Here is a 25,222-nt window from a genome sequence, read left to right as displayed (position 1 = left end):
GATGAAGAGACACCGGAATGCCGGAGGTGACCTGAGCGGATCATTGGACGAGCAGGACGCCATCCGCATCATGAGCGGGCTGGCCAGTGCCTTTTATGTACTGGACAAGCAGTCGGATTTCATTTACATCAATGAAAAGGCGTCCCGCCTCCTTGGACGTGAAGGGGAGCAGCTCGTCGGGAAAAATGCCTGGGCGGAATTTCCGTATGCCGTCAACGCAGGTCTGAAAGAGATGTACGACCGGATCCGCAAAACGGGAATCGCCGAGACGGAAGAAATCTATTACCGTCCTGCGGGTCTCTGGCTTCAGGTCGACGCACAGGAGATTGGCGACGGCCGGATTGCAGTCCTCTTTCATGACATCAGCCGTTATAAGGAAGCCGAGGCGCGGTTGGAGATGCTCGCTTTCAAGGATGATCTGACCGGCCTTCCGAACCGTCGTTCAGCGATTGAGAAGATGGAAGAATATATCAAGGAAGCAAATCCGTTTTCCGTCGTACTCTTCGATATCGATAGCTTCCGCCAACTGAACGACCTTCACGGACATGAGTCGGGGGACCACTATATCCGCCAGATCGCAAAGCGGCTGAAAAGTCTGCTGCAGGTCGGAGACGTGGTGACCCGGATTGGAGGAGACGAATTTATTTTCCTCACCCATCGGACGGATCCGCATGACTTGAATCAGTGGATCAAGGAAATGTTCAAACAGACCGCCATCTCTGTCAGACTAAGTGATAATGTAAGTTTTTCCGCCTCTGCGAGCGTGGGGGTCAGCCGCTACCCGGAAGACGGGAAGACGACAGCCGAGCTGCTCAGCATGGCAGATACGGCAATGCACGAGTCGAAAAAAAAGAGGGGCAGCTGCTTTCTGCTGTTCCATGACGAGATGAAGACGAGGCTTGATCGCAAGCGGGTAATCGAGGATGAGCTGTTTTCGGGTGAGTTCAAGAACAAAGGGTTCTCCTGTGTCGTCCAGCCCCAGCTGGACGGCAAAAGCGGCAGACTGATCGGAATTGAAACCTTGTCGAGATGGAATCATCCAGAACTCGGGATCCTGTCCCCTTACGAATTCATCCCGATTGCCGAAGAAAGCGGGAAAATCAGGGAACTGACGATTCATCTCCTGAACCTGGTCCTGGCGGAGGGGAAACGCTGGGCCGAGAAGTATGGCAGCCTCCCGAGAATTGCCGTGAACGTGACCTCTCACCTGTTGGATGACAAACGGTTCTACGGCACTGTGATGAGGATGCTTCGGAAGTGGAACATCCCGCCGGAACGGTTCGAGATTGAAATCACCGAGTGGAAGGAAATCCTCAGTTCGGATCTGGTCCTTTCCAATCTGAGGAAATGCAGAAGCCAAGGGATCACTGTCGCAATCGATGACTTTGGAACCGGCTTCTCGGGCCTGTCCTATCTGACGAATTTTCCGGTGGACAAGATCAAAATCGACCAATTCTTCGTCTCCGGCATCGGCATGATCGGAAAGTCGGAAGCCATCCTGAAGTCGATTGTGTCCCTTGCAAAAGGACTTGACTGCAGCCTGATTGCAGAAGGCGTCGAGACCGAAGAACAGCTCCGATTTCTAATGGAAATCGGGTGCCGCGGCGTCCAGGGCTACTATTTTGATGCACCTTTGGCGCCTGCGGAATTTGAAAAGAAATATATGCCCGCATCGCTGTCTTGCTGAAGCTTCCCAATCCGCGCCGCCTGCGCGGATTTTTATGTTGTGGCATTTTGGGTTTTCCGCCGTCTCTTCGGAATTCGCGCCGGCACCCCGCAAGCCACGCCTGCATAGCCTATCCTTCTGTATAGTTGAAACTCATACGGCACATTTGAAGCGGTATTTCGAAAATTCATCCGCGAATAAGTTGCACAAGGGAAACTTTCTGGCATATAATAGCATCATCTTAAATCAGAAAGTGGATGGTTGAATGGAAGGAAACATCTGGATCGCATTTGGCCTGACCCTGTTTGCCGGATTGGCAACGGGGATCGGAAGCCTGCTTGCGTTCTTTACTTCCCGGACAAACACGAAATTCCTGTCAGCCTCACTCGGTTTCTCGGCAGGCGTCATGATCTACGTCTCGCTTGTCGAAATCTTCGTCAAGGCAAAAGACGCGTTGACCTATGAACTTGGAAACACACCCGGCTATTGGGCGACGATTGCCGGATTCTTCGGCGGGATGCTGGTGATTGCGATTATCGACCGCTTTATCCCGTCGACGGGAAATCCGCATGAAGTGAAGAGCATCGAAGACATCGGGCAGGGACCCACGAATGACGAATATGCGAGATTAAAGAAGATGGGGGTATTCACCGCACTGGCCATCGCCATTCACAACTTCCCGGAGGGGATTGCGACGTTTACATCGGCCCTCCAGGACCCGACACTCGGAGTGGCCATCGCCATTGCAGTAGCCATTCACAACATTCCGGAAGGCATCGCGGTATCCGTGCCGATGTACTTCGCGACAGGGGACCGGAAGCAGGCATTCAAACTGAGCTTCCTGTCCGGCCTGGCAGAACCCGCGGGTGCGGTGATCGCCTTCCTGATTCTCATGCCGTTTTTGAACGGGATCATGTTTGGTGTCATTTTTGCGGCGGTGGCGGGAATAATGGTGTTTATCTCGGTGGATGAACTGCTTCCCGCAGCGCAGAAATTCGACGAGGCGCATCTGTCAATCTACGGCATGATCGCCGGCATGGCAGTCATGGCCATCAGCCTTGTCCTCGTTTCATGATGGATATTGTCAAACTGTCCTGCACATTGTATAGTTATGAAGTCAACAAAACTATACAACTGTAAAGACAGGTGAAAAATATATGGCTTCCCATACAGAACGGCAGGCGTCAAAACCTGCCATTTCCCGCAACAGACTTCTCGGAACGGCCGGGCTAGCCTGGATGTTCGACGCAATGGACGTCGGCATCTTGTCCTTCGTCATCGCGGCGCTTGCTGTGGACTGGGCGCTGACGCCGGGGGAAATGGGCTGGATCGGCAGCGTCAACTCGATCGGCATGGCGGTCGGTGCATTCGCCTTCGGCATTTTGGCCGACCGCATCGGCCGGAAGAATGTTTTTATCCTGACGCTTGTGATATTCTCGCTTGCAAGCGGGCTGTCTGCTGCAACAACCGGCCTTGCCGCCTTCCTCGTCCTGCGGTTTATCGTCGGGGGAGGTCTCGGCGGAGAACTGCCGGTTGCCTCCACACTTGTTTCCGAAAGTGTCGGGGCGAATGAGCGGGGGCGCATCGTCGTCCTTCTTGAAAGCTTTTGGGCGGGAGGCTGGCTGATTGCCGCCCTGATCTCGTACTTTGTGATTCCGGAATATGGCTGGCGCATTGCGCTCGTCCTGACGGCCCTTCCGGCACTGTACGCGATCTATCTTCGAATCCATCTTCCGGATTCTCCGGAGTTTACGGCGAAAAAGGAAAAGCGGGGCACCATCGGGAGCAATATGAAGGCGCTGTTCTCGGCGAAATACCGGCGGGCGACCATCATGCTCTGGATTGTCTGGTTCACGGTCGTCTTCTCGTACTACGGCATGTTCCTTTGGCTTCCGAGCGTCATGGTCATGAAGGGCTTCGATATGATCCACAGTTTCGGCTATGTCCTCCTGATGACGCTTGCCCAGCTGCCGGGCTACTTCACGGCGGCCTGGCTGATTGAAAAGGTGGGCCGCAAGTTCGTCCTGAGCGTCTTCATGGTCGGTACGGCAATCAGTGCCCTCGTGTTCGGCAATGCGGACACCACCTGGCTGCTGCTCACGGCAGGCGCCTTCCTCAGCTTCTTTAATCTGGGGGCTTGGGGTGCGCTGTACGCGTACTCGCCCGAGCAGTATCCCACCGTCATCCGGGGGACCGGGACGGGGACGGCTGCAGCGGTCGGCCGGATCGGCGGCATATTCGGGCCGCTCCTTGTCGGGTCACTCGCGGGCGCAGGTGTCGGACTTGGATTGATTTTCTCCATCTTCACCGGTGCTGTCCTGATCGGAGCCGCTGCCGTGCTGATCCTCGGCACAGAAACCAAGCAGATTGAACTGGAATGAAACCTCAACAACCCCCTTTCCGTAAATAACGGAAAGGGGGGGTTCTGATGGAGACTAGAGATCTCTTTGTGTCGGTCACTCCGTCGCGTGTGGCTGATATCGTGATTGAAGCATTGACCGTAGGCTCGGTAAGCGGCCGGATCGTTGACCAATATACGAGGAGCGCAGACGGGCGTGAGGTGGTCGTCCTCATCGTGGAAAAGTACTTTATGAGAACGAGCAACCGGGCCACCCTCACGTTGATTGCCGACAACTTTGACAGCGACGGACGCACAAAGGTGCGGCTGACCGGATCCGGCGGCGGAAGCGGCGCCTTCATGAAGTTCGATTGGGGAGCCGGCGCGAGCTTTTCGGCGAAGGCGGAAGAAGCGCTGGCGGAGTACCGGCTGTAAGCGGCTTTGTGGAATCAGGATCGCATAGGCGGAAAATCGGACTTACGGCACCGGAATCGGACTTAGGTATCCAGATTCGGACTTAGAGCACTGAAATCGGACTTAGGTATCCAGATTCGGACTTAGGGCACCGAAATCGGACTTAGAAATTCAGCTTCGGACTTAGGATCTTGGAATCGGACTTAGAGCGTCGATTCCGGACTCACGGAAATATTCACTCCATAGTGGGAAATGAAAGACGCCGGGCTGGGATCCCGGCGTCTTCATTTATGTCTCCATTCATAATGGGTAAATCTCATGGTCTCATTATTCAAGATAAATTCGCGGTCATCCGTCCCGATTTGGAGGAAGCCGTTTTTCTCAAGGACTTTGCAGGAGGCGACGTTCGCTGTTGTGGTTTTGGCGAGAATCCTCCGAACACCGATATCGTCAGCGAGCTGAAGCAATTCTTTCAGCGCCAGAGATGCTGCGCCTTTTCCGCCATATGCTTCGGCAACCCTGTAGCCCAGTTCCGCGCTGCCGCTCACGGCATCAATATCGGTCAGGTTCATTCTTCCGAGGATCCGGTTGCCATCGTCTTTGATCAGGTAGAAGCAGGATCCGCCGGCAGCCTGCTCATCAAGCAGTTCGCCGAGCCGTTCCAGAAAGCCTTCATACCGGTAAAAGTCATCGCCACGGCCCGGCACTGCGGTCTCGAAGAACTCTCTGTTCACCAATTCAAATTCGTAAAGCGGCCTGGCATCTTCGCGACGGAGCGGTTCCAACCGAATGTCCATACGTGATTTCCCCCGTTCAAAAAAGAGCCGGTTCAGACGGCTCTTTTTTCCATTCCGGCGATGCCGGATTTCTTTTTGTAATCTGCAATCAGCCAGCCGTTCAGTACGGCGAGAAGGATAAGAAAGGCAAGCGGGACAGCCCACATGGAATCCGGTGAGGCCGCCAATCCTACGAGCGTGGAGACGATTGCCATGACCGGCGCCATGAGATAGTAGGCTTTCGTGTCGTAGAGCCAGCCGTACGGGAGGAAATGCGCCCCGGCAATCACGGCAAAAATGAACACCATCGCTTCTGGCCGGCTTCCGAGTGCCCAGAAGACGAGCGGGAAGTAGGCGAATTGGGCCAGGTTGCATACGAGGCCAAGACTTCCGAGCGGGTTGTCTTCTGATTTCCAATCGGCTTTCAGCAGACCGGCAAGCCCGACGGCCATCGGGAACAGCAGCCCGGTCAGCGCGAGCAGAATAATATTCTGCAGCCGGAGCTCGATCGGCATTAAAAAGACAGCGGTGATCAGCGTCCAGACCACCATTCCGGATAGCAGGAACGGCAGCCCATTTTTGTTGCGCAGTGCGAGATCTTGCTTCAGCGATTGCAGGTTCATCTGAATCCCCCCAGTGTGAAATCCCCGAAATCCCCTTACTTGGCTGTGAGATGCGGCCAGATGACGTCGGCCCAGATGCGGTATCCGAGATCGTTTGGATGAATGCCGTCCTTGAGCGTCTCCGGCAGATTGACTCCCCGCTGGTCCATGAGCGCGAGCATTTCATCATGAATGTTAATGTATGCCCAGCCGTTGTCTTCAATGAAGGCCTGCGTGCCGTAGACATAGTCGGTGAACCGGAGCCCAAGAGCATTTATCGTCGGCCCGAATTTGTTTTCAGTGGTCGGGTTCGGTGAGATGAAAAGGATCCGGGCTTCCGGCAGCATTTCCGAATATAAAGCGTGCAGCTGTACAAGTGATGCATAGGTGTCTTCAAGTGTGACATTCTTATTATGATTGTTGATGACAGATGTCTCGATGATGAGGACATCCGGACGTCCCGCGATGACAGGCCCGGTCACTTCGTCCTCGAGCAGGCGGACAGATGTGTAGCCCGAGTGTCCGTGGTTTTCGATTTTCAGGGTCTTGAGCGAAGGATAGACGGTGCGCAGATGAGCCTGGGTGAGCGCACGCCATGTCTTGGACTGGTTGGAAGCGCCGGAGCCTTTCGTGACACTGCTGCCTGTGACGGCCATGCGCGCTTCGCCGGTCGTGAGCGCACGGAATACGAGATAATCAGCAGCAGGCTGGCCCGGATTTTTCAGCGGGTCGACCGATTCAATTGTTGCGACATCGGCCGATGCCTTGCCGCCTTTTCCGTCCGGGCGGAAAAGAAGAAGGAGCACACCGGCGGCGGCCAGGAGCAGGAGGAACCGGACTTGTTTCATTTGGGCTCACCCACCGGAACGGGATATTTAAGGGCATTTTTATGGATTTTGGCCCGTGCTGCTTCTTCCAGATCGAAGCCAGCGACATCAGCCAGCTGCAGCAGGTAAATATAAACATCCGCTGCTTCTTCCATGATGCCTTCTCGGTTCTTTTCGACAGCCTGTTCGCCCGAAAGCCACTGGAAATGTTCGAGTAGTTCGGATGCTTCAAGAGAAACGGAAATGGCGAGGTTGCGGGCGTCCCGGTTGCCGCTTGTCCAGCCGCGGTCTTTATTGAAGGCGAGGATTTCCTCGGTGAGTGTGGTCATGGTGGATATTTCCCCCTAAATCTGTTTGATTTGAGTATAACCGATATCGGGTAGACAATGAATGGAAGAATGTTTCGGTTTAATGAAAGGGAGGGGGACGAATGTACAGGCCGATCAATCCCGATTTTTTCGTCCAGCCTGTCCTGGAACTGGCACCCGCACTGCTCGGACAGTACATCGTCCATGAGACGCCGGAGGGGCTGGCCGTCGCGCGGATTGTTGAGACGGAAGCGTACCACGGACCGGAAGACCGGGCAGCGCATAGTTTCAACAACCGCCGCACAAAGCGGACAGAAGTGATGTTCGCGGACCCGGGGCGCATCTACACGTATCAGATGCACACCCATACGCTTATGAATGTCGTTGCCGGGGATGAGGGAACTCCGCATGCGGTCCTGATCCGCGGAGCTGAACCGGTGGAGGGGCTAGAGCTCATGCAGGACCGGCGGGGGTGGCATCTGAAGATTCCTGACCTCACGAACGGGCCGGGCAAGCTGTCGAAGGCACTCGGCGTCACGATGGAGTCGTACGGCGGTCTCTGGTATGAGGAGCCGCTTTTTATCGCGCCGGGACCCGGAATAGGCGGAGAACTGAAGGCAGGCCCGCGTGTCGGGATCCAGAACACGGGAGAGGCGGTCCACTACCCGTGGCGGTTTTACGAGGAAGGCAACCCGTTCGTCTCGAAGTATCGCTGATGTTTTAATTGAGCGCAGGGCGGGAAAAGTAGAAATGGACATTCATAAAGGAGTGATCGGATTGGCTAAAATCGCAACAGTCATTACGGACATGTTTGAGGACAGTGAATATACGGAGCCGGCACAAGCGTTTAAGGATGCTGGGCACGAAGTGATCACGATCGAGAAGGAAGCCGGCAAGACGGTGGAAGGCAAGCAGGGACAGGCGTCTGTTACGGTAGACAAGGGCATCGGTGAAGTCAGTGCTTCCGACTACGACGCGCTCTTCATCCCTGGCGGATTCTCGCCGGACCAGCTCCGCGCGGACGAGCGTTTTGTCAGCTTCGCAAAAGAGTTCATGGACGCGAAAAAACCGGTACTGGCCATCTGCCACGGACCGCAGCTCCTGATTACGGCGAAGGCGCTGGAAGGTCGCAAGGCGACCGGCTACAAGTCGATTGCGCAGGACATGAAGTATGCCGGCGCGAACTTCGAGGACTCCGAAGTCGTCGTTTGCCAGGACCAGCTCGTCACGAGCCGCCAGCCTGACGACATTCCGGCATTCAACCGTGAATCGCTGCGTGTGCTGGAAGGGAAATAAGATCTGAATGCGAAGCGCGCCCTCTGTGGCGCGCTTTTTTGATTGGAGAAAAGCGGGAGCGCGCATAGAACCTTTTGAAGCGCGCATAGAAAAGGGATGAGCGCGCATAGGACCCGGTGGAGCGCGCATAGGACTGCTGCAAGCGCGCATAGAAACCTATGCGCGCTCGCATTCCGCTGATTAATAAGTGTTGACTTATATATGCGGATGCAAATACAATAAACCGGTATTCTTTATTGGAGGGATCCCGGTGGAACTGATGGAACTTGAATCATTCATGAAAGCGGCGGGCGACGGCTCGCGGCTGAAGATATTGCAGCACCTCAATTCGGGTCCGGTATGCGTCTGTGACATGACGCCGCTTGTCGGGCTGACACAGCCGGCGGTAAGCCAGCATCTGAAACGGCTGAAGGAAGCAGGCATCGTCGTGGGAGAAAAGCGCGGCCGCTGGACGTTCTGGTCGCTCGACCGGCAACATCCTCTGTACGACATCCTGACCAGCCTGCTTTCCAGAGTGCCGGCTCCGGAGCGGACGGTCAGTGACCTTGAGTCAACCGGCGAGAAAGGATGCTGCGGGGCATGATGGCCTGGCTTGCGGCACTCATTTTCCTCGTCACGCTCGTATTTGTCATCTGGCAGCCAAAGGGGCTGTCGATCGGGTGGTCTGCGATTGCCGGAGCGGTCGTCGCTCTGCTTGCAGGTGTCGTCAGCCTGCAGGACGTTTGGGTTGTGACGGGCATCGTCTGGAATGCGACGCTCACCTTCGTCGCGCTGATTCTGATCTCGCTCATCCTCGATGAAATCGGCTTCTTTGAATGGGCGGCGCTCCATATGGCGCGTTTCGCCAAGGGCAGCGGCCTGCGGATGTTCTTTCTCGTAACGCTTCTTGGCGCGATTGTCGCGGCGCTGTTTGCCAATGACGGTGCGGCACTGATCATCACGCCGATCGTCCTGGCGATGATGCGGGCGCTCGATTTCAAGGACAAGCTGATTTTGCCGTTTATCATGGCATCCGGTTTTATCGCCGATACGACATCTCTCCCGCTCGTGATTTCGAACCTGGTGAACATCGTCTCGGCGGACTTTTTCGGCATCGGGTTTTCTGAGTACGCCTCCCGCATGTTTGTACCGAATCTGTTCAGCCTTGCCGCGAGCATGCTTGTGCTTTATCTGTACTTCGGAAAAAGCATCCCGAAACGCTTTGACGCATCCAAATTGGCAGAGCCCCGCTCGGCCATCCGGGACATGAAGCTGTTCCGCCTTTCCTGGGTGGTCATCGCGGTGCTTCTCGCCGGCTATTTCCTGAGTGAAGCGCTCGGTGTTCCGGTCTCGATCATTGCGGGAATCGTCGCCATCCTGTTCCTCGCCATCTCCGCACCAAGCAAGGCGGTGGATGAAAAGGCGGTTGTTAAAGGCGCGCCGTGGGCGATTGTCTTTTTCTCGATTGGGATGTACGTCGTCGTTTACGGACTCCGTAACGCGGGCCTCACCGATATTCTTGCCTCTCTCATCGAGTGGACGGCGGGCCACGGTATGTATGCAGCAACTGTCGGCATGGGATTCATCGCGGCGATACTGTCATCGGTCATGAACAACATGCCGACTGTCATGATCGACGCGCTGGCCATCCAGGATGCGGATGTGCCCGACATTGTACGGGAAGCACTGATCTATGCAAATGTCATCGGGTCCGACTTGGGTCCGAAAATGACCCCGATCGGATCGCTGGCGACGCTACTCTGGCTGCATGTGTTGTCGCTGAAGGGCGTCAAAATCACTTGGGGCTATTATTTCAAGGTCGGAATCGTCCTGACGATTCCCGTCCTGTTCATCACGCTGACCGGCCTGTATCTGTGGCTGGAAGTGCTTAACTGAGGTGTTGGAAATGGAAAAGAAACTGATCTACTTTCTATGCACGGGCAACTCGTGCCGGAGCCAGATGGCGGAGGGGTTCGGCAGGGCGATTCTCGGCGACCGCTTTGAGGTGCGTTCCGCAGGCATCGAGGCCCATGGCCTGAATCCGGAGGCGGTCCGGGTGATGGAGGAGGCCGGCATCGACATCTCGGCCCAACAGTCAGAAACGATCAGTGCCGAACTTCTGAAGCGCGCCGATTATGTCATCACGCTATGCGGGGATGCCCGGGATAACTGTCCGTCGGTCCCGTCAGACGCCGCCCGTGACCATTGGGGATTTGATGATCCGGCACGGGCACAAGGGTCGGAAGATGAAAAGAGCGCCGTCTTCCGCCGTGTCCGGGATGAAATCCGGGACCGGATCGGGCGCTTTTCAGAAACAGGAGAATAATCATGTAACGCGCCTCATCGGGGGCGCGTTTTCTTCAGATGAGGAAATCTGAAAATTTCGTTGAGCAGCCGAGCCTGTTATGCTATGATATCCCGAAACCCAAAAAGGAGGCGGGACCATGATCAGGCAGTTACTGGAGGCCGACAGGCAGGAGACCATGGCGTTTGTCGGTGTTCAGCCGGCAGAGAATCTGTTTATCATCGGAGACATCGAGGCGTACGGCTTCGACGATCCGATCCAGACGCTATGGGGAGACTTCGGGGATGACGGTGTCATGCGCGGCGTTCTCCTTAAGTACACGGACAATTATATCGTGTGGGCGCCGGGTGACTTTGACGCGGCAGGGTTTGCCGGTATCATCAATGCCGATCCGTCGTTCCGCTTTTTGTCAGGCATCGAACCGATTGTCCGGAGGATGGAGCCCTATCTCAATAGGAAACCGGACAATCCGCGAGTGCTTCACTATGCCAAATGCGAGACGGGGACGGAACTTCCTGCCATCCCGCAGGAGATCACTGTCCGCAAGGCGGTTCCGGATGATGCCGCGGCGCTGATCGATCAGATGTACGCCATACCGGAATTTGCGGCCGGGGAATACAGTGTGGCGCATAAACGGCGCACCCTTGAAGAAGGGACCGCAAGAGCGTATCTCATTGAGGGGGACGGGCGCATCATCAGCTCGGCCTCGAGCACGGCTGAAAACTCGCTGTCCGCAATGATTGTAGGGGTCGGGACGATTCCGGGATACCAACAGCAGGGCCTCGCCTCCTATTGCATGTCGGAGCTTTGCCGGGAGCTATTGGAAGAAGGCAAGATGCTCTGCCTCTTCTACGATAATCCAGCAGCGGGCCGCATCTACAAGCGGATCGGCTTCAGGGATATCGGCAAGTGGTGCATGTGGACTTACGAGCGGGAGCGCGTTTCCGCAGAAAGCTGAAATGTTATGGGAAGTAACTTGTATTTATATAAACTCAGGCTCCGGACAAGTCGTCCGGAGCCTTTTTAATGGATACATGCAGGGTAAATTCAAAACTGTCATTTAATCTTCAATAAACTGTCAATTAAATCCTATTGGTAATTGTTATCTAATGAAAAGTATTTAGAAACATGCTTAAATGGTAGCAACCGCATTGAAGGGAAGATCTCCATGCTCCACTACAAGACCTACATCAAAGGGGACAAGCATCCGTGGGTGACCTTTATCCACGGGGCGGGCGGCAGTTCGTCCGTCTGGTTCAAGCAGATCAGGGAATTCCGGCAAGAGCATAATATACTTCTTCTGGACCTCCGGGGCCACGGTCGCTCAGAGCGGGGCCGGTGGAAGAAGGGAGACTCGTTCCGCGAAGTGGCGGATGATGTCGTCGAGGTCATGGACAAGCTTGGCATCAGCAGGTCTCATATGATCGGCATGTCACTTGGGACCATCGTTGCGCAGACGTTGGCGGAAAGGCATCCCGGTCGGGTCAAGTCGCTGATTCTGGGGGGCGCGGTCATCGGGCTTGATATCCGGACCAAGCTGCTGCTATGGGCGGGGAATACGTTCAAGCGGTTCGTGCCCTACATGCTTCTATATAAACTCTTTGCCTATATCATTATGCCGAAGAAGGAACATGAGGAATCCCGGCTCGCTTTTGTCAACCAGGCGAAGAAAATGTGCCAGAAAGAGTTTGTGAAATGGTTCTCGCTCACAAAGCTGATCAATCCGTATCTTGCGCGCCTCCAATCGACGACGACCGGTGTACCGACGCTGTTCCTGATGGGGGAGGAAGACTATCTGTTCATCCCTCCTGTCGAGGAAGTTGTCAGCCGCAGCGAGAAGTTCCGCCTGATCACGATCAGGAACTCCGGACATGTCTGCAACATTGACCAGCCGGATGAGTTCAACCGTCATTCGATCGGTTATATCAGGGAAATGGAATCGGCTATCGGGGCTGCTTAATGATGAGAGCCATGAGGCCTGCCGCAGGCTGAATGCTGAAGCAAATTCGTGTGAATGTGAAGTAAGCCACCATGAAAGTGAAGCAACCCCATGCAAATGTGAAGCAAATACCGCATGCCAATAAAACCCCGACCGGGTCCCGGTCGGGGTTTTGTTGCTCTGAAATTACGCTGTGACGGCTTCAAGTTCTGCCGCAGGGCCGAAGAATTCATAGTGGATCTTTTCGACCGGCACGCCAATCGCCTTGAGTTCGTGGATCATGGCATTCATGAATGGTGCCGGGCCGCACAGGTAGACGTCGCTGTTTTCGATGACGCGGCCGCTGAGGAAGTCGCGGTCCAGGAAGCCGTCCGTGTCGGAGTAGCGGACCGAGTAAGCTGCGTTGTCATTGCCGGCAGCCATTTCACGGAGATCGCCGTCAAACGCCTGCAGCTGCGGGTTGCGCGCGGAGTGGATAAATACCGCTTTGCGCTCCGGCTGGTTGCCGGTGATATGGTCGAACATGGCCATCATCGGCGTGAGGCCGACGCCGCCGCTGATGAGTGTGACCGGAGTTGCCGCTTCGGTATCAAGGAAGAAGTCGCCTGCAGGTGCGCTGACTTCAATCTTGTCGCCTGCATTCACGCTGCGGTGGAGGAAGGTCGAGACCTTGCCTTCAGGGTTGCACTCATCTTCGCGCTTGACGGAAATGCGGAACATGTCTTCGTGCGGTGCGCGGGACAGGCTGTATTGGCGGATCATCATGTACTTTTCGCCGGGGATCGTGACGCGTACGGTCAGGTATTGGCCTGGCTTGTATCCCGGTACGCCTTTGCCGTCAGCGGGCTTCAGGTAGAAGGAAGTGATGACGTCGCTTTCTTCCACTTTCTTCGCGACGACAAAGTCCTTGAAGCCGTCCCAGCCGTTTTCTGCAGTTGCCGCTTCCTCATACATGGATTTTTCGACTCCGATGAAGGCGTCCGCGATTACACCGTAAGCTTCGCCCCAGGCACCGAGGATTTCAGGAGTGGCTGCATCACCGAGCACTTCTTTGATCGCGCCGAGAAGATGATGGCCGACGATCGGATAGTGTTCCGGACGGACGTCGAGTCCGCGGTGTTTGTGCGCGATCTGGACGACTGCAGGAACGATCGCTTCGAGATTGTCGATGTATTTAGCAGCGGCAAGCACGGTGTTGGCAAGTGCAGTCTGCTGGCGTCCGCGGGACTGGTTGGCGTGGTTAAAGATGTTCAGGAGTTCGGGATGTGCTTCAAACATGTTCTTATAGAAAACTGTAGTAATCGTCTTGCCGTGTTGTTCAAGTACAGGGACAGTGGACTTCACGATATCGATTGTCTTTTGGGAAAGCATGTTTACAACTCCCTTTCGGTTGTTTGGATTGGTTGTTCTTGATCTGTCTTCATCATATTCCCATGCTTTCTTCAAAGCAATATATAAAATACATCTTTAAGTTGGTGTCAGAATTCAGTCACAATCCATTCAAGGAACTGTCAAAATTCAGATAAGCCGCTTTCCTTTATTGAAATGGATGCGAACGCTTATAATATGGAAGGAAAGGCGAGTGACTATGCATGAGAATGACGATGTACACTGATTATGCGCTCCGTGTCCTCATGTACCTCGGCGCGAAAAAAGACGGTGAATTGTCTACAATCCAAGGCATTTCGGATGCTTACGGAATTTCTAAGAACCATTTGATGAAAGTCACACACAAACTCGGCCAGTTGGGATATGTGGAGACCGTCCGCGGCCGCGGAGGCGGTGTGCGTCTGGCAGTGCCCCCGGAGGATATCAACATCGGGACGGTCGTCCGTCAGACCGAAGATGACTTCAATATTGTCGAGTGCTTCAGCTCTACGGCAAACCGGTGTGTGCTAAGTCCGATCTGCGGCTTGCGCGGTGCGCTGAACCAGGCGCTGATGGCATATCTCGCGGTGCTCGACCAACATACGCTCGCCGATTTTATCGTCAATAAAGAAGATCTTACGGCGTTATTATCAAGCCGGGAGATATGATAGAATAAGGAAGGAAAATTCGAACAAGACGGTCAGGAGTGAATCATAAAATGTCTAAAGTACTGGTTTTCGGACATAAAAATCCGGATACGGACTCGATTACGGCGGCAATCGCCTATGCACACTTAAAGAAAGAACTCGGCGTTGACGCGGAAGCGGTCCGTCTCGGAGAAGTGAACGATGAGACGGCGTACGCACTGGAGAAGTTCGGTTTCGAAGCGCCGCGTCTTGTCACAAATGTCGCGGGTGAAGCGGAAGGCGTCATCCTCGTCGACCATAATGAGTTCCAGCAGAGCGCGGATGACATCGCGGACGTGAAAGTCCTTGAGGTTGTCGATCACCACCGGATCGCGAACTTTGAGACGGCAGACCCGCTCTACTATCGTGCGGAACCGGTCGGCTGCACGGCGACGATCCTCAATAAGCTCTACAAGGAAAATGACGTCGAGATTCCGGCGAACATCGCCGGCCTGATGCTTTCGGCGATCATCTCCGACTCGCTCCTCTTCAAGTCGCCGACATTCACCGGCGAAGACCGCAAGGCGGTTGACGAGCTGGCGGAAATTGCCGGCGTAAATGCCGAGGAGTACGGACTTGCCATGCTGAAGGCGGGTGCCGACCTCAGCAAGAAGACACTTGAAGAACTCGTCAACATGGATGCCAAAGAGTTTGAGATGGGCGGCAAGAAAGTGGTCATCGCCCAGGTCAACACGGTCGATGTCAGCGATGTTCTAGGCCGCAAGAAAGAGCTGGAAGACCTGCTCTACCGGGTCATTGCAGAGCGTGAGCTGGGCCTTTACATGCTGGCGATCACGGACATCCTGACCAATGATTCGACAGTCCTCGTCCTCGGAAGCGAATCCCAGGCGGCATGCGGCGCATTCAATGTCCCGCTGGAAGATAATCTGGCCGTCCTGAAGGGAATCGTATCCCGCAAGAAGCAGATTGTTCCGGTACTGACGGAAGCCCTGGCAAAATAATAGATCAAGAAAAGCCCCGGCATCGCCGGGGCTTTTGCTTTCTTTGGAAACGGAAGCAAAAATGGTTTGCATCACCGTGGGTCTTTTCCTCATACTTTACTTAGGGCAACTGCCTCAGAATAGGAGTCTAACAGATGTCAGATTCAAAGCATAAGTTTCTCTCTGAGTCCATTCCGGTCCAGCTTTTCCTGATCACCGCGGGTGCCATCATAGCGGCCATCGGGCTGGAACTGTTTCTCGTCCCGAACAACATCCTGGACGGCGGAGTCATCGGGCTGTCGATCATCCTGTCGGAACTAACGCCGCTTACCCTCAGTATTTTCATCATCGTCCTGAATATCCCGTTTATCTTCCTTGGTTATAGGCGGATGGGCATCCGGTTCACTGTCAACGCGCTATACGGCATCATTGTGCTCTCTGTGGCGACCGGCTATCTCCACCGGTTCGACGTGGTGACGGATGACCTGTTCCTCGCGACGGTGATCGGAGCGGTGATCCTCGGTTTCGGGGTCGGGCTTGTCATGCGCATGGGTGGTGCACTGGACGGAACGGAGATCCTTGCCATCCTGATCAGCAAGCGGCGGCCGATCTCTGTCGGACAGACGGTCATGATCATGAACGTCTTCATCTTCATCCTTGCGGGTCTGCTTGTGTTCACATGGGAGACCACCTTCTACTCGATGATCACGTACTTTATCGCCTCAAAGGTGATCGATATGGTCGTAGAAGGTACGGAAGAGTCCCTGTCGGTCATGGTCATTTCCGAGCACGCGGAGGAATTGGGGAAGAGCCTGATCGATAACGTCGGACGAGGCGTCACTTTCCTGAACGGGGAAGGTGCATTCACGAATGATTCGAAGAAAGTCCTCTACGTCGTCGTCGACCGCCTTGAGATGGCAGATGTACGGACGGCGATCCGTGAGACGGATCCCGAAGCATTCGTCATCGTCCAGCGTGTCAGCGAAATCTCCGGAAGCAACTTCAAAACACCGGTGCACTGAAAATCACCCGGTTCCCTGATGGGGGCCGGGTGATTTTTCAGTTGAACAAGTGTCTCAGATAGCGCTCCGGCGCATTCAGAAAGTCTTTCGTCATGCGGACATGCTCGACTTCATCAAACGCTGCCGGCTCAAGCCGGCAGCCGCGGATCTCATAAAGGTCTGCACCGGGGTAAGCCATGATGATCGGGGAATGGGTGGAGATCAGGAACTGGGCGCCTTCTTCCACCATCTCATGCAGCATCGCAAGAAGGGTCAGCTGCTTGGCGGGAGAGAGGGGCGCCTCGGGCTCATCCAGGATGTAAAAGCCATCCGGCCGGAATCGCGCGGAGAAAAGGTCCAGGAAGCTCTCGCCGTGGGAGCGGAACTCCAGCCCCTCGCCGTACAGATTCCGGAGTTCGTGATACGTGCGGGCATAGGGCAGTGCCTCCAGGCTGCGGGGATTCCGGCTTCTGATTTCTTCCAGCGTCTCCCGGGCATCTTCGCGCATTTGGGACACGGCGATCGTGTAGGTCACGAAATCCAGCGCCCGGAAGAAAAAGCCGTTGCGCGATTTGACCGACCAGCTGAGCGTGAGATGATCTGCTATTTCCCGGGCGTGCTCAAGTGCAGGGTTCCCTTCGATCGGTTCGCGGCTGATCAGGATGCTGTCTGCCGCGGCGGCGATGCCTTCAAGGAGTGTCGTCTTTCCCGTGCCGTTGTCGCCGGCGATGATCGTGACCGGGGAGCGGAACGTGAATGAATCGAATTCCCGGACGACCGGGAGCCCGAACGGAAATCGGTTTTCCGCCGGCATCGGCTTCTTTAGTCGGATCTGTTTCAGGATCATGACGGTTCACCCCTTTTTCTATCACTCTAGCAGATCAAACATTAGTCCCGCATCAAGAAAAACACCTCCGGACATACCGGAGGCGAAATTGTCATTACAGTTTCAGAGGCTTCTTTGCAGGGCCTTCAAGCACCGAGCCGTCCTCGCGGAAGCGGGAACCGTGGCATGGGCAATCCCACGTGCGGTCGCCCTCGTTCCAACGGGTTTTGCAGCCCAGGTGCGTACATGTCGGTGATTCCAGACGGACTGTATACCCGGCGGCCAATTCGCCTGCGGTCAGTCCGGCCACCTTGATGCCCTGGAGCAGTTTCGCGCCGAAGCCGGTGCGGTCGGGACTGTAAAGCCCGATGGCTTCGTTCGGTCTTCCGGTGATCAGGTCACGCAGCACTTCCGATCCTGCGAGCGAACCGGACAGTCCCCATTTACGGAAGCCGGTGCTGATATAGATGTGGGGGAGGTCTTTGGTGATGCGGCCGATATACGGTACATCATCCGGCGTTTGAGGATCTTGGGCCGACCATTGGTGTGAAATGTCGCTCACGCCGAACTGTTCCCGGAGATGCTCCGCCAGTTCGCCGTAGTTCTCACCGGTTTCTTCTTTCATGCCGGCAAGGTGATTGGCGCCGGAGACCATCAGATACGGCTGGCCGTCGATTCCTGCGGTTCGGATGGACAGTGAGTCGGCATCCACGCCCAGATACTGGTTTTTCAGCTCCGTTCCGGCCTTGGCGGCAACGATATAGGAGCGGTTTACCTGCAGCTTAAGGACATTCATGTTCTGCAGTCCGACAAGCGGGTAGTGGGTGCAGAGAATGAGTTCCTTGAAAGTGACATCCGTCCCGTTTTCAAGTTCCACAATCCGCTTTTTGAAATCCATCTTCCTTACTGCGGAATCTTCGAAGATGCGTGCCCCCGAGTCCGCTGCCATCCGTGCCAGGCGCTGGCCGAAACGGAGCGGATGAATCTGCAGTTCGTCATGCATCGACAGCGCACTCTCCACGGTGAACGGCAGCTCAGTCTCATTGACGAATGCACCTTGGATGCCGATTTCCTTGTAGGCCTCCCATTCCTTCCGGAGATTTTCCGTTCCGGAAGGTGTACGGGCGTACAGGATGGAGTCAAGCGAGCGGGCTTCATCATCCCGGGCGATCTCCCGTGCCCGGCGCACGGCGCGCTCGTTGGCCTGGTAATAGGTCCGTGCCGCTTCCAGGCCGAACTGCTTGATCAGCTTGGCATAGATGATGTCATGCTGGGCGGTCACCTTTCCTGTCGAGTGGCTTGTCGTGGAGCCGAAGATGCGGTCCTTCTCCAGGACAATGACATCTTTCCCGGCCTTTGCGAGCTGCTCGGCCGCTGCGATTCCGCCCATTCCCCCGCCGATGATGCATACATCACAGCGGAGCGAGCCTTGTGCTTCCGGGAACTGATCGCGCGGGTACCCTGTGTCCAGCCAAAGTGATTGATTCAATGATAGTCCTCCAATCATTGGGGTGTATCCATGCCCATGGCTGTGGGCGGATTCCTTGTCTCATGCTGTGCATCCCCCTACAATGAAGGCAGTGAAACCGGAAGGGGATTGGTGTCGTGAAGATAGAAGTATGGTCTGATTATGTTTGCCCGTTCTGCTATATCGGCAAACGGAAACTGGAACAAGCCCTCGAGAAGACAGGCTTGGGAGACGGAGCGGAAGTCGTCTTCAAAAGCTATGAGCTGGACCCGCATTCTCCCGAGACATCCGAGGAGTCGATGGTTTCTGTGCTGGCCGGGAAATATGGCACGACAGAGACCCAGGCGGAAGCCATGACTGCCAATGTCACCGCCGCTGCAAAAGAAGTCGGACTTGAGTACAACTTCTCCAAAATGCGTCCTGCAAATACATTCAGCGCGCACCGGCTTGCGAAATGGGCAGAAGAGCAGGAGAAAGCGGACCAGATTTCGGAAAATCTGCTTCGAGCTTACTTTATCGAAAACCGTGAAATCGGGCGCAGGGAAGTTCTGGCGGATATCGCGGAAGAGACGGGTCTGGACCGCAAAGAGGCAGAAGCCGTTCTCGCATCCGGCCGTTACGAAGAAGAGGTCAGGGCAGATATCGAAGAAGCCCGCCAGCTCGGTGTGCAGGGCGTCCCGTTTTTCGTAATCAACCGCAAATACGCCATTTCCGGCGCGCAGCCCGATGAAGTGTTTGAGCAGGCGCTCCGCAAAGTTGCAGAAGAAGAATCATGAAATCATGCCCACGCCGCATCCTAACTGATAGGATGCGGCTTTTTGCATGAAAAAAGGCCGCCCATATACGGGCAGCCGTAACATCAAGATTCAAGGCTTTCTTCTTCTGCATCTTCTGTCTGAGGTTGTTCCTCAGTCGCTTCCAGGTCGAGATGAATTTTAACGTCTTCGCCGACGAGGACGCCGCCGGTTTCAAGCGCCTGGTTCCAGGTCAGGCCGAAGTCCTTCCGGTTGATCTTGCCGTCAACAGAAAATGCGACGACTTCCTGGCCCCAAGGGTTCTTGGCCCGGCCCTCATATTCGGCTTCAAGCGTGACGGATTTGGTCTCACCCTTGATGGTCAGGTCACCGGTCACTTTGTACTCGCCATCTCCGTCGGGCTGGATGTCCGTGGAGACGAATGTGATCTGCGGATGATTCTCCGTATCGAAGAAGTCGGCAGAGCGGAGGTGATTGTCACGGTCCTCGCTGTCCGTGTCGATCGAATTCACATCAATCGTGAACTTGAGGGAGGCGCCTTCCAGATTTTCCGGATCAGCTTCGACCTCTGCGTCAAAGTTTCCGAACGATCCCCGGACCTTTGAAATCATCATGTGCTTCACCGTAAATGTTACGTGAGAGTGCGCCGCGTCAATCTGCCATTTCGTCTTTGCCATTGAAACTCCTCCTTGTAAAAGCCGTAATAATTTGAATTTAAGACAATATTCCGAACGAGTCAATCAATACGTCTTCTGTTTTTGTGCTCACGGGTGTGACTTGTCAAAACGCCGGGCAGACAGCATACTATATAATTGTGAATGAAGTTTAGAGAGTAAGAGTCCCGCTGCGGTTGAGCGGAGAGCCTCTGAAAGGAATGGCAATTTAATGAGCAAACAGCAATGGGCCGATGACCTGAAAAAATGCATCGGCGATGAACACGTAAAAATAGATGAACCGCTTTCGAGCCATACAATGACCCGGATGGGCGGGCGGGCGGACCTGTTCTGCGACCCGGAGACGGAAGAAGGCGTGCAGGCGGTTGTCCGCTATGCACATGAACATGAAATCCCGGTACTTCTGCTCGGGAACGGTTCGAACATGGTGGTCCGCGACGGCGGTGTCCGCGGCATTGTGCTGAACTTGTCCAATCTGAACGAGGTCCGCTTTGACGGAAACTCGGTCTATGCGGAAAGCGGGGCGGACATCAAAGCCGTCTCCAGGCAATCCGCGGCATGCGGACTGACCGGCTTTGAATTCGCCTGCGGCATCCCGGGGTCCGTCGGCGGTGCGATGGTCATGAACGCCGGTGCGTACGGCGGTGAAATCAAAGACATCATCCACCGGTGTACGGTACTGACACCGGAGGGCGAGCGCCTGGTACTGTCAAAAGAGGAACTGGAGCTGGGTTACCGGACGAGTATCATTGCGAAAAAAGGATACTATGTCCTGTCCGCCGAGTTCGCTCTGGAAGAAGGCGATCAGGAAGAGATTGATGCGAAAGTGGCAGATCTGACCCACCAGCGCGAATCCAAGCAGCCTCTGGAGTATCCGTCCGCGGGGAGCGTGTTCAAGCGGCCTCCCGGTTACTTTGCCGGCAAGCTGATCCAGGATTCCGGCCTGCAGGGCAAAGGATTCGGCGGCGCTGAAGTATCTACTAAGCACGCAGGTTTCATCGTAAACAAAAACCGCGCAACGGCAACCGACTATATCCGAACGATTGAAATGGTGCGGGAAGCTGTCAGGAACAATTTCGGTGTCGACCTCGAGCTGGAAGTCAAGATTGTCGGGGAAGAATCATAAACAGTGAAAGGAGCGCGGAATGATCCTGCGCTCCTTTCAGATTTCAAAAAAATCGGCTGCCCTCCCGGGACAGCCGATTTTTCATTATTGGACGTGCTTTTCTTCCGCCATGCGTTCGACGGTTCCCGTTTCTTCGATCCGGTCATCATCCACATGCACCTGGCACATTTTGTGGTCGTGCATGAACTTGAAGATGCCGTTGTTGAAGTCGGTTCCCATCTCCTTGAAGAAGATCCCTTCGAATTCGCATCCTTTCGACTGGGTAAAGCTGACGCGATAACCGTCGCCATCCTTCACCAGGTACGCGCGGACACCCTTTTCGTACATATCCTCTTCGACGGATTTGATGTTTCTCGCGACGGAGACGACATGAAGGTCGGCAAACGGAATCTCACGGAGCAGCACGTTGATGAACGATCCCCTCGTGATCTCTTCCCACCGGCTCTGGGCGGTTTGCCCGATGACGATCTGGGTTACATTTTTATCGTAGGCCACTTCCTTGATGACCTTTGCGGACGGGAGACGCTCGTTGTCGCGGAGGATGAAGGCCTGCGCGCCGAGTTCTTCCGCAAGTTCCTGCCAACGCTCCACGTATTCGGACTTGTCTGCATCAAACTGGTCAAACGGAAGCGGGTCGACCGTCAGAATATAAAACGGGCAATTGAGCATGCTGGCCATCTTATGTCCTCTGCGGATCAGCCGCTCGCCGTTCGGCCCATAATAGACACAAACCAGAATGCACTCATCCATTCCCGGCTTTTTCAACATGGCGGTGAGTCACCTCTTGTTCATAATAGCTGGGCTTCCGGAGATAAATGCCCGGAGCCTCATTCGAAAACCAAAACATTATAAGACATCATCACCGAAAATACAACAAAACCGGCGAAAGGAAGGGCATGGAGTGCGAAACAGGCCTATTTCCTGTATACTTTTAAGTGGGAAATCAGTGCCGCCGGAGTGCGGCCGCTGTATTTCGCATGCCCTTTCTACATAACTGCCGTCCATGTACCCGCGAGGGTTCCGGACGCTGTTGCCCCATATTATGCGCCCTGCCGGTCATTCCGTCAAGGCGGCTTGCCCGGAAGGGGTCCACCACGCTGATTGGAGGTCCATATGTTCGCTGTTTTTGTCATCTTTCTCCCATTCATCATGGCACTGTTTTTGCCCGCGGTGCACCGTCTGATCGGCGACCGTCTGATCGGTTGGTATGTCATGGCGGTTCCGCTCGTTCTCTTTGCAACCCTGGTCAGGCTGATCCCCCGAATAGCTGACGGAGAGGTCATTGACGTCTCCTATGCCTGGATTCCGGAGGCCGGCATCGATCTTGCAGTCCGTGTCGACGGCCTCGGCATGATTTTCGCACTCCTCATCACGGGGGTCGGCACACTTGTCGCCCTTTATTCTATTTATTACCTCTCGCCGAGGGAATCGCTCGGCCACTTCTATGTTTATCTGCTCCTGTTCATGGGCGCCATGCTCGGCGTCGTTTTTTCGGACAATCTGATGCTTCTTTACACGTTCTGGGAACTGACGAGTATTTCGTCCTTCCTGCTTATTGCGTTCTGGTACCACCGGAAGGGTTCCCGCTACGGGGCACAGAAGGCAATGCTCATCACGGTCATGGGCGGAGTCTCGATGCTCGCAGGCTTCCTCATGCTTTACTTCATGACCGGTACGTTCAGCATCAGTGAAATCATCGGGATGCGGGAGACGCTTGCCGGAGAATCGCTGATTGTCCCTGCCATGTTCCTGATCCTGCTTGGTGCGTTCACCAAATCAGTCCAATTCCCTTTCCACATCTGGCTGCCGGATGCGATGGAGGCGCCGACCCCGGTCAGCGCGTATCTGCACTCGGCGACCATGGTCAAGGCAGGAATTTACCTGGTTGCGCTGTTCACGCCGCTGTTCGGCGGTCTCGATGCCTGGTTCTGGTCACTGAGCATAGCCGGGATCGTGACGCTCCTGTGGGGGGCGTTCAACGCCATGAAGCAGAACGATCTGAAAGCCCTCCTGGCTTATTCCACCATCAGCCAGCTCGGGCTGATCATGAGCCTTCTCGGCTTCGGCTCCGCGGCATTGTCCGCTGATGCGGCGGGAGATCCGACGGTTTACGCGGCTGCCGGGTTTGCGGCGCTGTTCTATCTGTTGAATCACTCGACGTTCAAGGGGCTGCTCTTCATGGTCATCGGGATTGTCGACCATGAAATCGGCACGCGGGACATCCGCCGCCTGGGGGGCCTCATGTCCTTTATGCCGGTGACGTTCACATTTGCCGTAATCGGAAGTTTCTCGATGGCTGGGCTGCCGCCGTTCAATGGTTTCCTGAGCAAGGAAATGTTCTTCGGTGCGGCGGTAAACATCGCATCCGGACAGCCGTTTGCCGGCGGTGCTGAAGTGCTGTTCCCGGTAGTCGGCTGGCTGGCCAGCGTGTTCACATTCGTCTATTGCACCATCATCGTTTACCGGACATTTCTCGGGCCGGTCCAGCCGGAGAAAATCGACCGTGTGCCGCGTGAGGCACCGAAGGGAATGCTGGTCGCGCCCGGTATCCTTGCGGCGCTGGTCATCCTGATTTTCTTCTTCCCGAACATCATCGGGAAGTATGTCATCGGACCGGCCATGCCGGTCATGTTCCCCGTGCTCTCACAGGAGGCGAATCTTGTCCCTGAGATTGAGGCGTGGCATGGGGTGAACCTGCCGCTTGTCATGACATTCGGTGTCATCGCCCTCGGCCTGCTGCTGTTCATCACCTTCCGCCACTGGAAGCGGATCTACCGGGTAGCGCCGTTCCGATGGACGATGGACTCGATCTACCGCGGCCTGCTGCAGACAGGGGAAGCCGGCTCCACCATCGTGACGGACCTGTATATGACCGGCAGGAGCCGGGATTATTTCGCATTCATCTATGTGTTCTTCCTTGTAACAGTGGGCGGAATGCTCTTCCTGACAGGGGCTTTCGAGCCTGACTTCAGCAGGGGGCCGGTCGGGATTTTCGAAATCTCATTTGTCATCATCATGGCATTCGCGGCCATTGCGATGCTGTTCGCCCGGTCCCGAATCACGGCGACTCTTCTGAATGGAGTCCTCGGCTATTCCGTCGCCATCTTCTTTGTCTTCTTCAGGGCGCCGGACCTGGCGCTCACCCAGACGGTCATCGAGACAGTCACGACGGTGCTGTTCCTCCTGTGCTTCCACTTCCTTCCCGAATGGAAGCCCGAGGATTCACCTCTCAGGACGAAGATTGTCAACGGGCTGATCGCAATCGGCGCGGGGACACTTGTCACGGCTTTCGGTCTGACGGTTCAGGGGTATGACGTATACTCGTCCATCTCCTCTTACTTCGAAGATTCGTACAAGCTGGCCGGCGGCAGCAACATCGTCAATGCCATCCTCGGAGACTTCCGTGCATTCGATACGATGCTCGAAGTCGTGGTCCTCTTTATCGCAGGCATCGGCGTCTATACGCTGATTGCCCTCAAGCCGAAGAAAGGAGGGGATGACATTGAAGGAAAATGATGTGATCCTCCGGACAGTCACACGCGTCGTGGTGTTTATCATCCTGACCTTCGGCGTCGAACTGTTCTTGTCGGGACACCATAATCCCGGCGGGGGCTTTGTCGGGGGACTGGTCCTGTCTTCGGCGCTTGTTCTCCTGTATGTCGTCTTCGATATCGAGACCGTCCATCAGGGGGTGCCGTTCGATTTCCGCAAGATTGCGGCGTTCGGTGCCATGATCTCCCTCCTGTCGGGGACTGCGGCAGCCGTATTGGGCAAGCCGTTCCTCACCCAGGGCTTCGGTTACTTCGACCTGCCGATTTTCGGGCTGACCGAGCTCGCCACCGTGACGGTTTTCGAGGCGGGCGTTGCACTTACCGTCATCGGCACGGTCGTCACCATCATCTTGAGTATCAGTAAGGACGTGTAGCA

At 55.3% G+C, this 25,222-nt stretch carries 27 protein-coding genes; 18 read left to right on the top strand and 9 right to left on the bottom strand.

From position 1 onward, the window contains the following. Nucleotide 1: 1 nt before the first annotated feature. The 4 genes from DZC51_RS04830 (at nucleotide 2) to DZC51_RS04815 (ending at nucleotide 4,439) form a co-directional block, all read left to right on the top strand. Nucleotides 2-1,687 carry a putative bifunctional diguanylate cyclase/phosphodiesterase gene (locus DZC51_RS04830; protein ID WP_198304064.1) on the top strand — a complete coding sequence of 562 codons (1,686 nt, stop codon included), beginning with the start codon at nucleotides 2-4 and terminating at the stop codon, nucleotides 1,685-1,687. 244 nt (nucleotides 1,688-1,931) lie between these two features. Then, on the top strand, nucleotides 1,932-2,741 hold the full coding sequence (zupT, locus tag DZC51_RS04825) for a zinc transporter ZupT (RefSeq protein WP_157294246.1): 810 nt from the start codon (nucleotides 1,932-1,934) through the stop codon (nucleotides 2,739-2,741). An 82-nt stretch (nucleotides 2,742-2,823) separates the two neighbouring features. Beyond that, nucleotides 2,824-4,047, top strand: coding sequence for an MFS transporter (locus DZC51_RS04820; RefSeq protein WP_157294245.1), 1,224 nt, complete (start codon nucleotides 2,824-2,826; stop codon nucleotides 4,045-4,047). A gap of 47 nt (nucleotides 4,048-4,094) precedes the next feature. After that, entirely contained in the window at nucleotides 4,095-4,439 is a 345-nt protein-coding gene (locus DZC51_RS04815) for a DUF6054 family protein (RefSeq protein ID WP_157294244.1), read from the top strand. 263 nt (nucleotides 4,440-4,702) lie between these two features. On the opposite strand, the gene DZC51_RS04810 is transcribed toward DZC51_RS04815, so the two are convergent. Genes DZC51_RS04810 through DZC51_RS04795 form a run of 4 tightly spaced genes read right to left on the bottom strand, consistent with a single transcriptional unit; the run spans nucleotide 4,703 to nucleotide 6,952 of the window. Beyond that, entirely contained in the window at nucleotides 4,703-5,215 is a 513-nt protein-coding gene (locus DZC51_RS04810) for a GNAT family N-acetyltransferase (RefSeq protein WP_157294243.1), read from the bottom strand. Nucleotides 5,216-5,247: 32 nt separating this feature from the next. Continuing rightward, nucleotides 5,248-5,817, bottom strand: a complete 570-nt coding sequence (locus tag DZC51_RS04805; protein ID WP_157294242.1) for a DUF7010 family protein — start codon at nucleotides 5,815-5,817, stop codon at nucleotides 5,248-5,250. Between the two features lie 35 nt (nucleotides 5,818-5,852). Then, on the bottom strand, nucleotides 5,853-6,644 hold the full coding sequence (locus DZC51_RS04800; protein ID WP_157294241.1) for an SGNH/GDSL hydrolase family protein: 792 nt from the start codon (nucleotides 6,642-6,644) through the stop codon (nucleotides 5,853-5,855). Then, nucleotides 6,641-6,952, bottom strand: coding sequence for a nucleotide pyrophosphohydrolase (locus DZC51_RS04795; protein ID WP_157294240.1), 312 nt, complete (start codon nucleotides 6,950-6,952; stop codon nucleotides 6,641-6,643). The genes DZC51_RS04800 and DZC51_RS04795 overlap by 4 nt, the downstream gene beginning before the upstream one ends. Nucleotides 6,953-7,053: 101 nt before the next feature. Here DZC51_RS04795 and DZC51_RS04790 point away from each other — a divergent pair, with 101 nt between their 5' ends. From DZC51_RS04790 to DZC51_RS04760, 7 genes are all read left to right on the top strand, one after another. Further along, complete coding sequence (locus tag DZC51_RS04790) at nucleotides 7,054-7,647, top strand: DNA-3-methyladenine glycosylase (protein WP_157294239.1); 594 nt, start codon at nucleotides 7,054-7,056, stop codon at nucleotides 7,645-7,647. 61 nt (nucleotides 7,648-7,708) lie between these two features. Then, on the top strand, nucleotides 7,709-8,227 hold the full coding sequence (locus DZC51_RS04785; RefSeq protein ID WP_304504510.1) for a type 1 glutamine amidotransferase domain-containing protein: 519 nt from the start codon (nucleotides 7,709-7,711) through the stop codon (nucleotides 8,225-8,227). Nucleotides 8,228-8,486: 259 nt separating this feature from the next. Then, on the top strand, nucleotides 8,487-8,810 hold the full coding sequence (locus DZC51_RS04780; protein WP_232524064.1) for an ArsR/SmtB family transcription factor: 324 nt from the start codon (nucleotides 8,487-8,489) through the stop codon (nucleotides 8,808-8,810). After that, nucleotides 8,807-10,102 carry an arsenic transporter gene (locus DZC51_RS04775; RefSeq protein WP_157294236.1) on the top strand — a complete coding sequence of 432 codons (1,296 nt, stop codon included), beginning with the start codon at nucleotides 8,807-8,809 and terminating at the stop codon, nucleotides 10,100-10,102. The genes DZC51_RS04780 and DZC51_RS04775 overlap by 4 nt, the downstream gene beginning before the upstream one ends. A 10-nt stretch (nucleotides 10,103-10,112) precedes the next feature. Then, nucleotides 10,113-10,532: an arsenate reductase (thioredoxin) gene (gene arsC, locus DZC51_RS04770; RefSeq protein ID WP_157294235.1), complete on the top strand. Its 420-nt coding sequence runs from the start codon at nucleotides 10,113-10,115 to the stop codon at nucleotides 10,530-10,532. 118 nt (nucleotides 10,533-10,650) lie between these two features. Continuing rightward, nucleotides 10,651-11,469: a GNAT family N-acetyltransferase gene (locus tag DZC51_RS04765; protein ID WP_157294234.1), complete on the top strand. Its 819-nt coding sequence runs from the start codon at nucleotides 10,651-10,653 to the stop codon at nucleotides 11,467-11,469. A gap of 210 nt (nucleotides 11,470-11,679) precedes the next feature. Then, nucleotides 11,680-12,471: an alpha/beta fold hydrolase gene (locus tag DZC51_RS04760; protein ID WP_157294233.1), complete on the top strand. Its 792-nt coding sequence runs from the start codon at nucleotides 11,680-11,682 to the stop codon at nucleotides 12,469-12,471. Nucleotides 12,472-12,636: 165 nt separating this feature from the next. Here DZC51_RS04760 and hmpA read toward each other — a convergent pair whose 3' ends face one another. Further along, nucleotides 12,637-13,821: an NO-inducible flavohemoprotein gene (gene hmpA, locus DZC51_RS04755; RefSeq protein ID WP_157294232.1), complete on the bottom strand. Its 1,185-nt coding sequence runs from the start codon at nucleotides 13,819-13,821 to the stop codon at nucleotides 12,637-12,639. A gap of 221 nt (nucleotides 13,822-14,042) precedes the next feature. Here hmpA and DZC51_RS04750 point away from each other — a divergent pair, with 221 nt between their 5' ends. The 3 genes from DZC51_RS04750 (at nucleotide 14,043) to DZC51_RS04740 (ending at nucleotide 16,467) form a co-directional block, all read left to right on the top strand. Further along, nucleotides 14,043-14,486 carry an RrF2 family transcriptional regulator gene (locus tag DZC51_RS04750; protein WP_157294231.1) on the top strand — a complete coding sequence of 148 codons (444 nt, stop codon included), beginning with the start codon at nucleotides 14,043-14,045 and terminating at the stop codon, nucleotides 14,484-14,486. Nucleotides 14,487-14,536: 50 nt separating this feature from the next. Next, a complete protein-coding gene (locus DZC51_RS04745) occupies nucleotides 14,537-15,466 on the top strand; it encodes a manganese-dependent inorganic pyrophosphatase (protein ID WP_157294230.1) in 930 nt (309 codons plus the stop codon). Between the two features lie 134 nt (nucleotides 15,467-15,600). Then, the gene (locus tag DZC51_RS04740; protein ID WP_157294229.1) at nucleotides 15,601-16,467 is read left to right on the top strand and encodes a YitT family protein; all 867 of its coding nucleotides are present in this window, start codon (nucleotides 15,601-15,603) and stop codon (nucleotides 16,465-16,467) included. 37 nt (nucleotides 16,468-16,504) lie between these two features. On the opposite strand, the gene DZC51_RS04735 is transcribed toward DZC51_RS04740, so the two are convergent. Both DZC51_RS04735 and DZC51_RS04730 read right to left on the bottom strand, forming a co-directional pair. Beyond that, nucleotides 16,505-17,293: an AAA family ATPase gene (locus tag DZC51_RS04735; RefSeq protein WP_157294228.1), complete on the bottom strand. Its 789-nt coding sequence runs from the start codon at nucleotides 17,291-17,293 to the stop codon at nucleotides 16,505-16,507. Nucleotides 17,294-17,387: 94 nt separating this feature from the next. Further along, a complete protein-coding gene (locus tag DZC51_RS04730) occupies nucleotides 17,388-18,761 on the bottom strand; it encodes an FAD-dependent oxidoreductase (protein WP_157294227.1) in 1,374 nt (457 codons plus the stop codon). A gap of 116 nt (nucleotides 18,762-18,877) precedes the next feature. Here DZC51_RS04730 and DZC51_RS04725 point away from each other — a divergent pair, with 116 nt between their 5' ends. Next, nucleotides 18,878-19,516 carry a DsbA family oxidoreductase gene (locus tag DZC51_RS04725; RefSeq protein WP_157294226.1) on the top strand — a complete coding sequence of 213 codons (639 nt, stop codon included), beginning with the start codon at nucleotides 18,878-18,880 and terminating at the stop codon, nucleotides 19,514-19,516. Between the two features lie 83 nt (nucleotides 19,517-19,599). On the opposite strand, the gene DZC51_RS04720 is transcribed toward DZC51_RS04725, so the two are convergent. Next, the gene (locus tag DZC51_RS04720; RefSeq protein WP_157294225.1) at nucleotides 19,600-20,172 is read right to left on the bottom strand and encodes a YceI family protein; all 573 of its coding nucleotides are present in this window, start codon (nucleotides 20,170-20,172) and stop codon (nucleotides 19,600-19,602) included. 208 nt (nucleotides 20,173-20,380) lie between these two features. On the opposite strand from DZC51_RS04720, the gene murB reads away from it, so the two are divergent. Further along, nucleotides 20,381-21,295, top strand: a complete 915-nt coding sequence (gene murB, locus DZC51_RS04715; RefSeq protein ID WP_157294224.1) for a UDP-N-acetylmuramate dehydrogenase — start codon at nucleotides 20,381-20,383, stop codon at nucleotides 21,293-21,295. An 84-nt stretch (nucleotides 21,296-21,379) separates the two neighbouring features. Here murB and DZC51_RS04710 read toward each other — a convergent pair whose 3' ends face one another. After that, nucleotides 21,380-22,063, bottom strand: coding sequence for an adenine nucleotide alpha hydrolase family protein (locus DZC51_RS04710; RefSeq protein WP_157294223.1), 684 nt, complete (start codon nucleotides 22,061-22,063; stop codon nucleotides 21,380-21,382). A gap of 345 nt (nucleotides 22,064-22,408) precedes the next feature. On the opposite strand from DZC51_RS04710, the gene DZC51_RS04705 reads away from it, so the two are divergent. Both DZC51_RS04705 and DZC51_RS04700 read left to right on the top strand, forming a co-directional pair. Next, nucleotides 22,409-24,811: a Na+/H+ antiporter subunit A gene (locus tag DZC51_RS04705; protein ID WP_157294222.1), complete on the top strand. Its 2,403-nt coding sequence runs from the start codon at nucleotides 22,409-22,411 to the stop codon at nucleotides 24,809-24,811. Beyond that, complete coding sequence (locus tag DZC51_RS04700) at nucleotides 24,798-25,220, top strand: Na(+)/H(+) antiporter subunit B (RefSeq protein WP_157294221.1); 423 nt, start codon at nucleotides 24,798-24,800, stop codon at nucleotides 25,218-25,220. Before DZC51_RS04705 ends, DZC51_RS04700 begins: the two co-directional genes overlap by 14 nt. Nucleotides 25,221-25,222 lie beyond the last annotated feature (2 nt).

This window comes from Bhargavaea sp. CC-171006 (genome assembly GCF_009761675.1).
GTDB classification, from domain to species: Bacteria; Bacillota; Bacilli; order Bacillales_A; family Planococcaceae; genus Bhargavaea; species Bhargavaea changchunensis.
The sequence above is the reverse complement of the archived record's forward strand: the minus strand, read 5'-3'. Positions and strand labels throughout refer to the sequence as shown.